This is a genomic window from Streptomyces sp. 142MFCol3.1 (assembly GCF_000424945.1).
Taxonomy (GTDB): Bacteria; Actinomycetota; Actinomycetes; order Streptomycetales; family Streptomycetaceae; genus Streptomyces; species Streptomyces siamensis.
In genome coordinates this window covers 244,198-259,262 of record NZ_AUKV01000002.1, presented here as the reverse complement: position 1 = coordinate 259,262, position 15,065 = coordinate 244,198, and the positions used below count along the sequence as shown (strand labels likewise).

Genomic DNA, 15,065 nt, shown 5'->3' with positions numbered 1-15,065 from the left:
CAGCGTGATCGATCCGCACGCGCCAGCTCCCCCCGGCACGCCGCCGTCCTGGGGCGTCCAGGGCCAGGCGCGGCTGCCGGTCCGCCCGGGCATCGGGAGGTTCCTCGTCCTCGCCGGTGTCTTCGTCTGTGCGGCGTGCGGACTCGTGTACGAGCTCGAACTCGTGGCCCTCGCCTCGTACTTGATCGGCGACTCGGTCACCCAGGCCTCCGTCGTGCTGTCCGTCATGGTCTTCGCGATGGGGATCGGCTCGCTCGCCGCGAAGCGCCTGCGCCCGCGCGCCGCGGCGGGCTTCGGCGCCGTCGAGGCGGCCCTCGCGCTGGTCGGCGGGTGCAGCGCGATGGCCCTGTACGCGGTGTTCGCGTGGACCGGCGGCTGGGGCGGTCTGTGGGCCGACGGATGCCGCTGTCTGCTGGTGGCCTTCTCCCTGACCATCGGGCTGCTCATCGGCGCCGAAGTCCCCCTCCTCATGGAGCTGATACAGCGCATCCGCCGCCAGGACCCGGGCGGAGCGGTGGCGGACCTGTTCGCGGCGGACTACGTGGGCGCCCTCGTCGGCGGCCTCGCCTTCCCCTTCCTGCTGCTCCCGATGTTCGGCCAGCTCACCGGCGCCCTGCTCACCGGCATGGTGAACGCCGTCGCGGGTGGCGCCCTCGTCCTCGGCCTGTTCCGCCGGGACCTGACCCGCCGCGCCCGCTGGACCCTGCTCGTCGTCAACGTCACCGTCCTCGGACTCCTCGCCTCGGCCGCCGCGCTGGTCGACGACTTCGAACGGGCCGCGCGGCACGCGGTGTACGGGGCGGACGTGCGCGTCGCGCTCCGCACCGGCGTCCAGGAGGTCGTCCTCACCGGCGGCACCCACGGCCGCCCCCTCCACCTCTTCCTCGACGGCCGCCTGCGGTTCAGCGGCAGCGACGAGAAGCGCTACCACGAAGCACTCGTGCACCCCGCGATGAACGGCCCGCACGCGCGCGTGCTCATCCTCGGCGGCGGCGACGGCCTCGCCGCGCGCGAAGTGCTGCGCCACCCCGGGGTGCGCAGCGTCGACGTCGTCGAACTCGACTCCCAGGTGGTGCGGTTGGCGCGCTCTGACCCCGCCCTGTCCGCCCTCAACCGGCACGCCTACGACGACCCGCGCGTGCACGTCGCCACCGCCGACGCCTTCTGCTGGCTGCGCTCGGCCTCCTCCACGTACGACGTGGTGATCTCCGACCTCCCCGACCCGGGCATCACCGCGAGCACCAAGCTGTACTCCCAGGAGTTCTACGGACTCGCCCGCCGCGTCCTGGCCCCCGACGGCCGCCTCGTGGTGCACGCGGGACCCGTCTCCGCCCGCCCCCGGGCCTTCTGGACCGTGGACGCGACGATGCGGGCGGCCGGCCTGCGCACCACCCCCTACCGCGTGAGCGGCCGCGACTCCGGCTTCGCGGCGGGCCCCGACCGCGCGCGGGGCGGCGAGTCCGGTGCACCCGGCGACTGGGGCTTCGTCCTGGCCGGCCGGACGGCCGTGCCCCTGCGGCTGCCGTCGGACGGCCCGCGGCCGCGCACCCTCACCCAGGCGGGTCTGGCGGCCGACGCCCGCGCGGTCCGGCGTACCTGGGTGGGCCGCGACCTGCCGCCGTCGGAGCTGGTGCGTCCGCGGTACGCCGACTGAGGAGCAGGCGGGGGAATCCGGTGATACCCGGGTGCGTTCCGCGCCGTGCTGGGTAGGCTCGGCAGACATGGAGCATGAGGTGTTCGTTCCGGTTCCGCCCGAGCGGCTGAGGGAGGCGCTGACCGACCCCGCCCGGGTGGCCCGCGCGGTTCCCGGTCTCCAGCAGGACGCGGGGACGCCGCCCGTCTCCGGCCGTCTGAAGGTCCGCGTCGGCGGCCACACCATCACCTATCGCGGCAGACTCGCCGTCACCCCGCAGGACAACGGCTCCTACGCCGTCGAGGGCGACGGGAGCGAGGTCCGCGGCGGCGGCTCCGTGAAACTCGCCCTCACCGCACGCCTCCTTCCCGCCGACGGCGGTACGACGCTCGCCTTCGGCGGCACGGCCACCGGCGACGGCCGCGTGGCGGAGCTGCCCGCGGACGCGGTTTCCTCGGCCGGCACCCGGCTGCTGAGCCGCTTCGCGGAGGGTCTGGCCGCGGGCCTGGCCCCGACGGCAGCCGCGGAACCGGAGCCGGAGCAGTCCACCGGGCCCGCCGCCGGGCCGGAGGCGGTCACGGACGCGCCGCCGGCCGCCGCGAACGGGCCGGTCGGCGGGCCCGAGCCCGGCTCCGCGACCGCGCCGGACGCCACGCCCGAGCCCACGCCCGAGCCCGAATCCGGACACGCGTCTGACGCCGCCGCCTCCGGCTCCACACCCGACTCCGCTCCCGATTCCCCCACCGCCTCCGGTTCGGTCTTCGAGGCGGAGGTGCCGCCCCCGTCCCTCGACCCGCTGGCCGACGACGACCTCATGGAAGGGGAGTTCGCGGGGGAGGAGTTCGGCGTGGAGGACGACGGCGAGGACGCGCTGGACGGCGAGGACGCCATGGCCGAGGCGGCACACGCCCGCCGGACGATGATCGGCCGCAGCGCCGAGGAGGTGGACCACGCTCCCCCGCGCGGCCGGTACGCGCCGGTCCCGCCCCCGGAGGCCACCGCCGCCCGCGCCACCCTCCGCTGGGCCGCCCCGGCGGCCGCCCTCGCCCTTGCCTCGGCCATCGCCCTGACCCGGGCCCTGCGCAAGCGCCGCTGACCACGAGGTGCCCGCACCCCAGTAGGGTCAACTCCGTGAGTAACGAAGACATCACGCTGACCGCGGGCGACGCGGAGGTGACCGTGGCGCCGGCCAACGGCGGACGGATCGGAAGTCTGCGGATCGGCGGCGTCGAACTGCTGAGGCAGGGCGCGAAGTTCGGGTGCTTCCCGATGGTCCCGTGGTGCGGACGCATCCGCGACGGCCGCTTTCTCGACGGCGCCACCGTACGGCAGATGCCGCTGAACTCCCCGCCGCACGCCATCCACGGCACGGCCCGCGACGGCGCCTGGCACACCGCCCGCGCCGGCAAGGACGAGGCCGTGATCACCTACGACCTCGTGGAGCCCTGGCCGCACCCCGCGCGCGTCACGCACGCCGTCACGCTGGCCGAGGACTCCCTCACGCTCACGATGTCCGTGGAGACCTACGGCTCCTCGTTCCCCGCCCAGATCGGCTGGCATCCCTGGTTCAACCGCAGCCTCGACGGCGGCGACGCCGTCCGCGTCGACTTCGCCCCCGCCTGGCAGGAGGAACGCGGCGACGACCACCTGCCCACCGGCCGGCGGACCGAGCCGAAGCCCGGCCCCTGGGACGACTGCTTCGGAATGCCGGACGGTGTCGACGTGACGCTCACCTGGCCGGGGCAGATCGAGCTGAAGGTCGCCAGCCGCGAGGAGTGGGTCGTCGTCTACGACGAGCAGGAGGCCGCCGTCTGCGTGGAGCCGCAGACCGGGCCGCCCAACGGCCTGAACACCCTCCCCCGCCTGGTCACCCCCATCGACCCCCTGGAGGCGACCACCACCTGGCGCTGGCGGCGCCTCTAAGCTGGCGGACATGAGCGACGTCAACGCAGTAATGCCGCCGGGCACACGCGGCGAGCTGCTGCAGCAGATCAAGGACAAGGCCGTGGTGCACGGCAAGGTGACCCTCTCCTCGGGTCTTGAGGCCGACTACTACGTGGATCTGCGCCGGATCACGCTGGACGGCGAGGCCGCCCCGCTGGTCGGGCAGGTGCTCCTCGACCTCACCGCCGACCTCGACTTCGACGCCGTGGGCGGGCTGACCATGGGGGCCGACCCGGTGGCCGCGGCCATGCTGCACGCCGCCGCCGCGCGCGGGCGCAGGCTCGACGCCTTCGTCGTGCGCAAGGCCGCCAAGGCGCACGGGCTGCAGCGCCGGGTCGAGGGGCCCGAGATCAAGGGGCGGCGCGTGCTCGTCGTCGAGGACACGTCGACCACCGGCGGTTCCCCGCTGACCGCGGTCGAGGCGGTCCGTGAGGCCGGCGCGGAGGTCGTCGGCGTCGCCACGATCGTCGACCGGGCGACCGGCGCGGCCGAGAAGATCGAGGCCGGCGCCGGGGTGCCGTACCTCTTCGCCTTCTCGAAGGACGAGCTGGGCCTCGACTGAGGCCCGGCACCGGCATACGCTCGCGGTCCCGCGCGACGGCCGGACGGACCCCGCCGGCGGCGGGGTCCCGCGGCTCGGTCCCGTATCCCGGACAGGGTGTCTCAAGCATCCGGCCAAGTCTGGAAAGATGGGGACGACGATGACGTCGCCCCCCTAGGTCAGGGCCGTAAGCACCAGTCCCTACGTACCGCATCAAGCGTACGCAGACCCGCACATACAAGGAGCGGACAGATGCCCATCGCAACCCCCGAGGTCTACAACGAGATGCTCGACCGGGCGAAGGCAGGCAAGTTCGCCTACCCGGCCATCAACGTGACCTCGTCCCAGACCCTGCACGCTGCGCTGCGCGGCTTCGCGGAGGCCGAGAGCGACGGCATCATCCAGATCTCCACCGGTGGTGCCGAGTTCCTGGGCGGCCAGTACAACAAGGACATGGTGACCGGCGCGGTCGCCCTCGCCGAGTACGCGCACATCGTGGCCGCCAAGTACGACATCACGGTCGCGCTGCACACGGACCACTGCCCCAAGGACAAGCTGGACGCCTACGTACGTCCGCTGCTCGACATCTCCGCCGAGCGTGTCGCCAAGGGCGCCAACCCGCTGTTCCAGTCGCACATGTGGGACGGCTCCGCCGAGACCCTCGCCGACAACCTGGCCATCGCCCAGGAGCTGCTCGCGAAGGCCGCCGCCGCGAAGATCATCCTCGAGGTCGAGATCACCCCGACCGGCGGCGAGGAGGACGGCGTCAGCCACGAGATCAACGACGAGCTGTACACCACCGTCGAGGACGCCCTGCGCACCGCCGAGGCCCTCGGCCTGGGCGAGAAGGGCCGCTACCTGCTCGCCGCGTCCTTCGGCAACGTGCACGGCGTGTACAAGCCCGGCAACGTCGTGCTGCGTCCCGAGCTCCTCAAGGACCTCCAGGAGGGCGTCGCCGCCAAGCACGGCAAGGCCGACCCGTTCGACTTCGTCTTCCACGGCGGCTCCGGCTCCACGGCCGAGGAGATCGCCACCGCGCTGGAGAACGGCGTCGTGAAGATGAACCTCGACACCGACACCCAGTACGCCTTCACGCGTCCCGTCGCGGACCACATGTTCAAGAACTACGACGGCGTCCTGAAGGTCGACGGCGAGGTCGGCTCCAAGAAGACCTACGACCCGCGCACCTGGGGCAAGCTCGCCGAGGCCGGCATGGCCAAGCGCGTCGGCGAGGCCTGCGTGGCGCTGCGTTCCGCGGGCACCAAGCTGAAGTAGCGGGCGTGCGGAAGCCCCACGGCGGCCGGACCTCGGCCGCCCGGGTCCTTTCGCGGCAGTATCGCGCGGCCGGGCCCGGCACCTCCCACGGTGCCGGGCCCTTCCGTATCCTCCGAGGTATGGCTGCGCCTTCGCAGAAGAGTGCACAGGAGACGCCGGGAGCGGGACCGGACGTACGGATCTCCTCCACCACGGGCAAGTGGATCCTGCTCACCACCGTCCTCGGCTCCGGCATGGCGTTGCTGGACTCGACGGTCGTGAACGTGGCGCTGCCGCGGATCGGCCGCGACCTGGACGCCGGACTCACGACCCTCCAGTGGACCGTGAACGCGTACCTGCTGACGCTGGCGGGTCTGATCCTGCTGGGCGGGTCGCTCGGCGACCGCTTCGGGCGGCGCCGGATCTTCGTGCTGGGCGTGGTGTGGTTCGCGACCGCGTCCCTGCTGTGCGGGCTGGCGCCGACCGACACCGTGCTGATCGCCGCGCGCGCCCTGCAAGGGGTCGGGGGAGCGCTGCTGACCCCAGGTTCCCTGGCGCTCATCCAGGCGTCCTTCCATCCCGACGACCGGGCCCGCGCCGTCGGGTTGTGGTCGGGCTTCGGCGGCGTCGGTGCCGCCGTGGGCCCGTTCCTGGGCGGCTGGCTGGTGGACGGTCCCGGCTGGCGCTGGGTCTTCCTGCTGAACGTCCCGGTGGCGCTGCTGTGCGCCCCGATCGCGCTGCGGCACGTCCCGGAGTCGTCCGACGAGCGCGCCCACCAAGGCTTCGACGTGCTCGGGGCGGCTCTCGGCGCTCTTTCGCTGGCACTGGTGACGTACGCCCTGATCGAGGCTCGCAGCGGGTCCGTGCTGGTCGCCGTGACGGCGGTCGCGGGCGTCGCGGCGGGCGTGGCCTTCGTGTTCGTGGAACGGCGGCGGCCCGACCCGATGATGCCGCCGGACATCTTCGCGTCGCGCCAGTTCACGGCGGTCAACCTGGTGACCCTGTGCGTGTACGCGGCCTTCGGCGGCTTCTTCTTCCTCACCGCGCTCCAGCTCCAGGTGGTGGCGGGATACTCGCCGCTCCAGGCCGGTACGGCGCTGCTGCCGACGACGGTCCTGATGCTGCTGTTCTCCGCCCGTTCGGGTGAACTGGCCCAGCACATCGGGCCGCGCATCCCGCTCACGGTGGGGCCACTGCTGTGCGCGGCGGGGATGCTGCTGATGCTGCGGGTGGGCCCCGACGCGTCGTACGCGACGGACGTGCTGCCCGCGCTGCTCGTGATGGGGGCGGGCATGGTCACCCTGGTCGCGCCGCTGACCGCCACCGTCCTCGGCTCCGTCGACACCGAGCGGGCGGGCCTGGCCAGCGGGATCAACAACGCGGCGGCCCGCGCGGCGGGGCTGATCGCCGTGGCCGCGCTGCCGCTGCTCGCCGGGATGGGCCCGGAGGCCTACCGCGAGGCGGACGCCTTCGACGCCGCGTTCCGGCGTGCGATGCCGTTGTGCGCGGCCGTCCTGGTGGTCGGGGCGGTGCTGGCCTTTGCGACCGTACGGCGTCCGGTGCCCGGCTGCCGGCGGCCCGAGTGCCTCACGCACGGCTGTGTCACGGCGCCCCCGCTGGAGCCCCGGCGGGCGGCCCCGGCCCCTCCCGCCCCGGGGACGCCTAGGAAGTCCGGCGCTGGTCCAGCTTCGTGACCGTGCCGGCCTCGTCGATCGTGTAGGCGAAGTACATCCGGCTCGCGCTCGCCGCCGCGTCGGCCTTGTCCAGGAAGGTACGGACGTCCATCGGCTTGTTGACGTCGGTGTCGTAGAACGGCTGGTTCACGGAGATCTTCGCCGTCCCGGAGAGCCGTATCTCGTGCTTCGGGCCGATCGCGTGCCAGACGGGCATGTCGGTGCTCGGGCAGGACCAGGTGCCTTCCTGGACCTTCAGACGGGCGCGTTCGCCCTCGGCCCGTACGCCGGGCAGCAGCATGAGGTCGATGCCCTTCCAGCCCTTGCAGGCGGGGTCCTTCGCGGTGGCGGACGCCGTCGGGGAGGGGGCGTCGGACGCGCCGGCGGAGGGGGAGGCCTCGGTGCCGGCCGAGGCGGTGGACGACGGGGACGCCGCTCCCTGCGCCTCGTCCTCCGGCTGGCAGGCGGTGGTGGCCAGCAGGACCGCGGCGGCGAGAGCGCCCAGGGCGCCGGTCCCGCGCAGCCGGGCAGCGGTCGTCGTACGCATGTGATCCCCCGTCGTCGTCACACGTCCCCGTGCGCGCGTTGTCGTGCGCACGATCAGTTCGTGCGTGATCGCAGTGTGCCCGTGGAACCCGTCGTTCCACGAGGGCCGCGGGCAACCGTTACCGATCACGGACAATGCGGCAGACCCGGCTGCCACCGCGGCCTGGACGTCCTGCGCCGCGACGGAAGGGCCGCGGCCCGGTGCCCTGGGAGAAGGGGCTACATGTGATCGTGCGTGTCGTGCCGCCGTCGCCTCCCGGTAACGGCGGCACGGTCGTCTTCGTCGTGGTGACTACCGCTTCAGCTCGGCGTACGCCTCGGCGCTGCTGTCCTTGAGGAACTGCCAGCAACGCTCCGTCTCGTCCTTCTCGTCGATCTCGCCGGCGGCGCGGGCGAGGGCGGCGAGGCAGCGCAGGAACCCGCGATTGGCCCGGTGGTCCCAGGGGATGGGCCCGTGGCCCTTCCAGCCGGCCCGACGCAGTGCGTCCAGACCGCGGTGATAGCCGGTGCGCGCGTACGCGTACGACTCGACCACTCGCCCGGCCTCGAAGGCGTCGTCGGCGAGCATGGCCCATGCGAGCGAGAACGTGGGGTACTTCGCCGCGACCTCGGCCGGAGGCTGGGACTCCTCGCCCAGGAGGCGGTACGCCTCTTCGTTCTCCGGGAGGTACGTCGGCTCCGGGCCGCCGAGCAGGTTCTTGTGAGTCGTCATGGACGCAGTCTGCCACTTGCGCCCTGGAGTTCGGGAAGCCGACGACGGGGAACGGATAGGGCGTGTGGGGGGCTGAGAACAGCGGTTGATGTGATCAATCCCGGTGTGCGAGCATCCGGCGCATGGCAGCACGTCGGGGGGCCTCCGGGGCCGTACAGGTGGGCATCTGCACCCGGATCGGCAAGGACGACGAGGCTGGGGGTCTCGGTGTCGCGCGGCAGGAGCAGGACTGTCGCCTGCACTGCGCCGCCAGAGGCTGGGAGGTTGCCAGCGTCTACGAGGACAGCGACCTGTCCGCGTACAAGCGCGGGGCCGTACGCCCGGAGTTCCGGCAGATGCTGGAGGACCTCAGGGCCGGGCGGATCGACGGAGTCGTCGTCTGGGACATCGACCGTTTCACGCGCCGGCCGCGCGAACTCGAGGCGTGGATCGACGAGTACGAGGAGGGCGAGCGTCGCGGGCGCCGCCTCGTCTTCGACTCCGTGTCGGCGTCGGACATCGACCTGTGGACGGAGAACGGGCGCCTCGTCGCGCGCATCAAGGTCGCCATCGCCGACAGGACCTCGGCGGACACGTCACGGCGTACGAAGCGCAAGCACCTGGAGCTGGCCGCGCAGGGGAAGCTGCCCGGCGGCCGGGCGCCGTACGGCTGGAACCGCGAGGACCGCAGGACGCTGGTTCCGGACGAGGCGGAGAACCTCCGCAAGGCGGTCAAGGACTTCCTCGGCGGGGTCCGCTGGGCGACGATCGCAAGGGAGTGGCGGGGCAAGGGAGTCAGGTCGCACAGCGGAGGCTTCTTCGACGACTCCAAGATCAAGCGGATGCTGATGAATCCGAGGATCTGCGGCTACCGCATGCACCAGGGGGAGTTGTTCCTGGACGAGCATGGCGAGCCCGTGGCTGGCGACTGGGAGCCGGTCATCACCCCGGACGAGTGGTACCTCCTCATGGAGAAGATCCGGCGGGAGTCGCAGGGGCGGACGGTACGGGACCACGCCACCAAGTACCTGCTCTCCGGCATCGCCCGGTGCGGACGGTGCGGCACCAGGATGCGGGCCTTCCCGTCGTATCGGAAGTCGAAGACGTCCTCGCAGTTCCGGTACGCGTGTCCCGGAAAGAACGACGGAGGATGCGGGGGAGTGGCCAGGGCGGGCGAACCAGTCGACCGCCTCATCAGGAACGCCGTGTTCCTCAGCTCGGACAAGGCACCGGCGAACGTGCAGGCGCGTGCACCGGAATGGACCGGGGCGGAGCAACTCGCCTCTCTGGAAAGGGATATGGCCGAGTTCGAGCAGGCGTGGCGGGACAGGCGCATGTCGGCCGCGCGCTACATCGCGCTCACCGAGGACCTGGAGAAGCAGATCGCGGAGCTGCACCGGGAGCGTGCCCTGCACCGGGCCGAGGCCGTGACCTTGGTGGCGGGCCCTGTCGACATACGGGAGCGGTGGGAGAAGCTGACGATCGAGCAGCAGCGCGCGGCGGTTCTCAAGGTATTCCGCGCGGTCGTCATCAAGCCCGCGTCCAACGGGCCGGTCTTCGACCCGGCGGACATCGAGCCAGTGCTCAGGTGACAGACGAAAGCCGGGCCGTGGGGACAGGGGTCCGGCTTCGAGAAGGGTCGGCCGCACCCACTCAGGGTGACTGACGCCGTGGCGATCACGTGGCTGTTCCGGGGCGACGCCGCGCGCCGGCCCTGCGGAGGTGGCTGGCGGCCACCGGTCGTTGTGTTCTTCGCGATGGATGTGACCTTCATTGCGGAATGGGGGCCTCGGGAGCGCGCGCGGTTTGTCCATCCGCTGACGACGGTGGCGGCGCATCTCCCGTAGAGGCAGGTCACAGAGCTGCGGGCGGAAGTGCACGACAGGAAAACCGCCCCCGCGGAGAGCAATATCTGTTCCCGTGGAATGAGAAATAGGTGCGGAGCGCGCGAGTATTTCTCGGCCGCCCGGCGGAGCGTAATTATCGACCACGCAAGGACGATCGCACCGTGCTACTGTCGATCTCAGTTGCGGGTGTGGTTGCCAGACGGTTTTTCCGACGGCTGATCATCACGGCGACACGGAATGCGCACAGGGCGTATTTCTGACACCGCCCTCCGAAGGAGAAACAAAATGGCTACTGGCACCGTGAAGTGGTTCAACGCGGAAAAGGGCTTCGGCTTCATCGAGCAGGACGGCGGCGGCGCCGACGTCTTCGCCCACTACTCGAACATCGCCACCCAGGGCTTCCGCGAGCTGCTGGAAGGCCAGAAGGTGTCGTTCGACATCGCGCAGGGCCAGAAGGGCCCGACGGCCGAGAACATCGTTCCCGCCTGACGCACCGGCGCTGACGCATACTTCGCAGCTGGGGCCCGCACCTTGGGGTGCGGGCCCCAGCTGGCTTCATTCCCAGGGTGATACGGCCCTGTTTTTCGGCCCGTTCTCGCGATTCTCTGCGCCGCTCATTCTGCTGCGGAAATTCCTTGTTACGTGCCCGCATCGAGGAAGGTTCCGCATGAACCGCACGCGCACCAATCGCACATACGACCGCTTCCAAGGAAGCGCCGCCGGGGGCCGCTCCGGCGCTCCGCGCCGCTCCAACGGTCACGGAAACCGACATCCGGCGCGGGGCGAGTTCGCCCTGCCGAAGACGGACACGCCCGCGTTGCCCGCCGTCGAGTCGTTCGCCGATCTCTCCATGCCGGCCCCGTTGCTGGCCACGCTCGGCCATGAAGGCGTGACCGTCCCGTTCCCGATCCAGGCGGCGACCCTGCCGAACTCCCTGGCCGGCCGTGACGTACTCGGTCGCGGCCGCACCGGCTCGGGCAAGACTCTCGCCTTCGGCCTCGCGGCACTGGCCCGTACGGCGGGCCGGCGCGCCGAGCCGCGCCGGCCACTGGCCCTGATCCTCGTCCCCACCCGTGAGCTGGCCCAGCAGGTCACCGACGCGCTCGCTCCCTATGCCCGCTCGGTGAGCCTGCGGCTCGCCACCGTCGTCGGTGGAATGTCCATCGGCAGGCAGGCCGGTGCGCTGCGTGCCGGCGCGGAGGTGGTCGTCGCGACGCCCGGTCGGCTCAAGGACCTCATCGACCGGGGCGACTGCCGGCTCGTCGACGTCGGCATCACGGTGCTCGACGAGGCCGACCAGATGACCGACATGGGCTTCATGCCCCAGGTCACCGCCCTGCTCGACCAGGTGCGCCCCGAGGGCCAGCGGATGTTGTTCTCGGCCACATTGGACCGCAACGTCGACCTGCTGGTACGCCGTTACCTGACCGACCCGGTGGTTCACTCCGTCGACCCGTCGGCCGGTGCCGTCACCACGATGGAGCACCACGTGCTCCACGTGCACGAGTCGGACAAGCACCGCACGACCACCGAGATCGCGGCCCGGGACGGCCGGGTCATCATGTTCCTGGACACCAAGCACGCCGTGGACCGGCTGACCAAGCACCTGCTGAACAGTGGTGTCCGCGCCGCGGCCCTGCACGGTGGCCGCTCCCAGCCGCAGCGCACCCGGACGCTGGCGCAGTTCAAGGACGGTCACGTCACCGTCCTGGTGGCCACCAACGTCGCGGCCCGCGGCATCCACGTCGACAGCCTCGACCTGGTCGTCAACGTGGATCCGCCCAGCGACCACAAGGACTATCTGCACCGTGGCGGCCGTACGGCCCGCGCCGGGGAGTCCGGCAGCGTGGTCACCTTGGTGACCCCCGGCCAGCGCCGCGGCATGAACCGGTTGATGGCCTCGGCCGGCATCACCCCGCACGTCACCCCGGTCCGCTCGGGCGAGGCGGAGCTGAGCCGCATCACAGGCGCCCAGGCGCCCTCCGGGTCCCCTGTGGTCATCACCGCGCCTGTCGTGGAACGCACCCGCCGCGCGCCTTCGCCGTCCCGGGACCGTCGAGGCCGCACCGGCCAGGGCCGACCCGTCGGCGCGAGGGTGCGCCGCAGCGCACAGCGGCGGCCCGGGAACGACTCGGCCGCTTAGGCCGGCGCAGTCCCCGGAGCTCTCTTGGCATCCCGGGGCCCTAAGGGCCACCAAGCCGACCATCCCTCACCGAAGGAGACACTCTTGACGCCAGCGCGGACGACGTACCGTATGCCGGACCCCGCTCCCGTGACCGCGGTCGAGGACATCGAACGGCACGGGCCTCGGATCTGTGACGACATGACCGTCGAGGTGGCTCTGGCCGTCATGGCGGGTGCCCGGGTCGAGTACCTGACCGTGTGCGACGGCGACGACCAGAGCACCGGTTTGATCACCCTGGTCCGGCTCGCCGTTCTCCGCGACAGCTCCGCGTACACGGACCGGATCCGGCTGCGGGACATCCTCGACGGACCACTGCCCTCGCCCGGCGTCCGCTCCGGCGGCGTGGGTGAGTACGGCCGGGTTCCGGGCGTACCCGCCCTCGCGTGCTGATCCGTCTCACCCGGGGCGGCCCGTTCTCCCTCCACCCGCGACTTCTCCCCTGTGAGGCATCATGCGCTGTGTCATCGCCCGGTACCCGTTCGACCTGACCAGGACCGGGGTGCTGGCCTCGATGAAGGGCGTCAGGCCCGAGCTCGTCACGGGTGTGTCCGTGACCATCGGCCGCCGCCGCTACCCCGTCAAGCAGGTGGGCCAGGTCATCACCCGCCAGGACCCGCGTGACTTCACCGCCGGTGAGGTCACGCGGGCGCTGACGCGCCTCGGCTTCACCTGCCACGACCGCCCCGAGGCCGCGCCCGTGGGTGTGGGTGGACCCACTCTCCTCCAAACCGCGTCCGCACTGCTCGGCGGCGCCGACCCTGTGGCCGTGTGAGGACGGGCGGAGAGACCGCCCTCATGATCCCCGGTGGGGGCCCTGTCGACTCGCGTCGGCAGGGCCCCCACCGCTGTGCCGCCGTCCGCTCGGAAACCGCCGGCGGCGGGCAACGGGGCGGAGACAGCGCCTCACCGGTCGAAGCGGATGAGATCTCCTACGGTCCATGCGCTGACGTCCTTGATCGCGACCCGGTACATGCCGCCCGTCTCCGGGATCCCGAGGCTGCCCTGCAGGATCCGGGCGAGATGGAAGTGCAGATGCGTGGGCGCCTCCCCGCCACCGGGCCGGTTCCCTCGCGGACCGCGGGCGAAGACGTCCGAGAACGGGCCGAGACGGTCCGAGTCCTTCAGGACCTCCGCCACCCGCTCCCTCCACACGGCCTCGGGAGCCAGCCGGCCGGTGATGACGGCACCGCCGACGACCACGGTCAGCGACATCTGATTGCTTCGCTCGGACTCCACAGCGGCGGAGATGGCGACGAGCAGCTCATCAGGGTTCGACATGACAGCAGAGTTTATTCGGCCCACCCGCCCCGGCACCGCCCGAGGGGCATGAAGCGGTCGCGCGGACGACGGGAAGCGACTCCCGACGGACCGGTGAGGGCCGGCCACGGCAGGGCTCTTCCTCCGCCGGAAGGATGAAATCTACTTTTGCCAGAGTAGACATTGCTCCCTGGCATGGATACGATTTATCTCGTAGACATGGTCGACGAGATCCGCCAGACACGAACTGGCGGGTGGCTGAACACGAAGTACGCAGGTCAGTGCGGCTCTCGAGCCTCGAAGCCACAGCGTTCCCAGAACGGTGACGGAGCTGAGAGCCGCACTGGGCGGCTCGTACGTGGAGGAGCTGCCGCAGCAGTACCAGTTCGTCCAGTGGTCGGTACACGAGAGGAACGGAGGAGTAGACGCCATCAGGATCGCCCGGCCCGAGAAGCGCTCGGCCCGGGTACCGCAAGACCCCGGATTGGATGGTGGTCCCCGGTCACGCAACTGCGATCCCCCGCTCCGCCCTGCCGGGGCCGGATAGCGGAAACAGAAGGTCGGCGCAGCAGTAGGGCCGACAGATGGTGTTGAATTTCCTTCGGGGCCCTGGTGCCGTACGGCACCAGGGCCCCTCGACGCGTTGCACAGCGAGGTGACATGACATCGGACAACCCACTGAATGATCGTCTGGACGACGACGACTACCCCGCATACAGCATGGGCCGGGCAGCCGAGATGCTCGGCACCACTCCGGCCTTCCTCCGAGCCATCGGTGAGGCTCGCCTGATCACTCCGCTCCGCTCGGAGGGGGGCCATCGCCGGTACTCCCGCTACCAACTGCGGATCGCGGCCCGCGCCCGCGAACTCGTCGACAAGGGGACTCCGATCGAGGCCGCGTGCCGCATCGTCATCCTCGAGGACCAGCTCGAGGAAGCGCAGCGCATCAACGCCGAGCACCGCCGTGCCGCCAGTGAGTCGGCGGGCAGTTCCGGCTCCGGCTGATCACCCGCGCGGCCGTGTCCGGAACGCCGGAGTACCGAGCGAGCGCGACAGCCGTTCGCGTGGCAGGGGCGCAGTCCGCCGGAAGGGCTGTGTACGTGCCAGGGCTCCCCGGGCCGGTCGGCAAAGACCGCGGCGGCCGAGCGCGGAGCCCGTCCCACAAGCACTTCGGCCGGCGTCCTCGGGCGGCGTGCCCACAGGAGCGGACAACCAGGGACACCGGCGGTCCCGGCGAGCCGAGCAACGGCGCAGGCGCACCCCGTCGTCATCGTCGGAGCACGAGCCGAACCGCGGCTTCCTGCGCGCCCTGCACGGTCTCGCCCGCACCGCCCAGGCGATCGGCGGGCAGCAGGAGTACGAGCGCTGCAGCCGGTTTCCTGGAGGACTCCTCGCCGACGGCGGCCCAGACTCCGGGCCGGCCCCGGAACCCGGCCCGCGGCCGGGCGGGTGCAGGTCCGACCGGCGTGACCAGGCGGACCTTGCGGTTTCGGG

At 71.5% G+C, this 15,065-nt stretch carries 15 protein-coding genes and 1 pseudogene; 13 read left to right on the top strand and 3 right to left on the bottom strand.

All coding sequences use genetic code 11. The annotated features are described in order from the left end of the window. The first annotated feature begins 4 nt into the window (after positions 1-4). The 6 genes from H305_RS0103660 (at position 5) to H305_RS44345 (ending at position 7,066) form a co-directional block, all read left to right on the top strand. Positions 5-1,654, top strand: a complete 1,650-nt coding sequence (locus tag H305_RS0103660) for a polyamine aminopropyltransferase (RefSeq protein WP_028799222.1) — start codon at positions 5-7, stop codon at positions 1,652-1,654. A gap of 67 nt (positions 1,655-1,721) precedes the next feature. Next, the gene (locus H305_RS0103655) at positions 1,722-2,729 is read left to right on the top strand and encodes an SRPBCC family protein (protein WP_028799221.1); all 1,008 of its coding nucleotides are present in this window, start codon (positions 1,722-1,724) and stop codon (positions 2,727-2,729) included. A 35-nt stretch (positions 2,730-2,764) separates the two neighbouring features. After that, positions 2,765-3,556 (top strand): aldose epimerase, encoded by a 792-nt coding sequence (locus H305_RS0103650; RefSeq protein WP_028799220.1) that lies wholly within the window; start codon positions 2,765-2,767, stop codon positions 3,554-3,556. Positions 3,557-3,587: 31 nt separating this feature from the next. Further along, entirely contained in the window at positions 3,588-4,139 is a 552-nt protein-coding gene (gene pyrE / locus H305_RS0103645) for an orotate phosphoribosyltransferase (RefSeq protein ID WP_028799219.1), read from the top strand. A gap of 231 nt (positions 4,140-4,370) precedes the next feature. Continuing rightward, complete coding sequence (fbaA, locus tag H305_RS0103640) at positions 4,371-5,393, top strand: class II fructose-bisphosphate aldolase (protein ID WP_028799218.1); 1,023 nt, start codon at positions 4,371-4,373, stop codon at positions 5,391-5,393. Positions 5,394-5,512: 119 nt separating this feature from the next. After that, entirely contained in the window at positions 5,513-7,066 is a 1,554-nt protein-coding gene (locus H305_RS44345) for an MFS transporter (RefSeq protein ID WP_051370346.1), read from the top strand. Here the strand turns inward: H305_RS44345 and H305_RS53205 are convergent. After that, positions 7,035-7,592: a hypothetical protein gene (locus H305_RS53205; protein ID WP_028799217.1), complete on the bottom strand. Its 558-nt coding sequence runs from the start codon at positions 7,590-7,592 to the stop codon at positions 7,035-7,037. The genes H305_RS44345 and H305_RS53205 overlap by 32 nt on opposite strands. A gap of 291 nt (positions 7,593-7,883) precedes the next feature. After that, positions 7,884-8,303, bottom strand: coding sequence for a DUF3151 domain-containing protein (locus H305_RS0103625; protein ID WP_028799216.1), 420 nt, complete (start codon positions 8,301-8,303; stop codon positions 7,884-7,886). Between the two features lie 122 nt (positions 8,304-8,425). On the opposite strand from H305_RS0103625, the gene H305_RS0103620 reads away from it, so the two are divergent. From H305_RS0103620 to H305_RS0103600, 5 genes are all read left to right on the top strand, one after another. Further along, positions 8,426-9,874: a recombinase family protein gene (locus H305_RS0103620; protein ID WP_037762245.1), complete on the top strand. Its 1,449-nt coding sequence runs from the start codon at positions 8,426-8,428 to the stop codon at positions 9,872-9,874. A gap of 540 nt (positions 9,875-10,414) precedes the next feature. Continuing rightward, a complete protein-coding gene (locus H305_RS0103615; protein WP_028799214.1) occupies positions 10,415-10,618 on the top strand; it encodes a cold-shock protein in 204 nt (67 codons plus the stop codon). A gap of 178 nt (positions 10,619-10,796) precedes the next feature. Continuing rightward, positions 10,797-12,272 carry a DEAD/DEAH box helicase gene (locus H305_RS0103610; protein ID WP_028799213.1) on the top strand — a complete coding sequence of 492 codons (1,476 nt, stop codon included), beginning with the start codon at positions 10,797-10,799 and terminating at the stop codon, positions 12,270-12,272. A 111-nt stretch (positions 12,273-12,383) separates the two neighbouring features. Then, positions 12,384-12,704 carry a hypothetical protein gene (locus tag H305_RS0103605; protein WP_028799212.1) on the top strand — a complete coding sequence of 107 codons (321 nt, stop codon included), beginning with the start codon at positions 12,384-12,386 and terminating at the stop codon, positions 12,702-12,704. A 61-nt stretch (positions 12,705-12,765) separates the two neighbouring features. Next, entirely contained in the window at positions 12,766-13,086 is a 321-nt protein-coding gene (locus H305_RS0103600) for an SCO5918 family protein (RefSeq protein WP_028799211.1), read from the top strand. Between the two features lie 131 nt (positions 13,087-13,217). Here H305_RS0103600 and H305_RS0103595 read toward each other — a convergent pair whose 3' ends face one another. Then, positions 13,218-13,592, bottom strand: coding sequence for a hypothetical protein (locus tag H305_RS0103595; protein WP_028799210.1), 375 nt, complete (start codon positions 13,590-13,592; stop codon positions 13,218-13,220). A 639-nt stretch (positions 13,593-14,231) separates the two neighbouring features. On the opposite strand from H305_RS0103595, the gene H305_RS0103590 reads away from it, so the two are divergent. Beyond that, positions 14,232-14,576: a MerR family transcriptional regulator gene (locus tag H305_RS0103590; RefSeq protein WP_028799209.1), complete on the top strand. Its 345-nt coding sequence runs from the start codon at positions 14,232-14,234 to the stop codon at positions 14,574-14,576. Then, positions 14,536-14,901: pseudogene (locus H305_RS55950) on the top strand (hypothetical protein); the annotation flags it as partial. The gene H305_RS0103590 and the pseudogene H305_RS55950, both read left to right, overlap by 41 nt. Positions 14,902-15,065 lie beyond the last annotated feature (164 nt).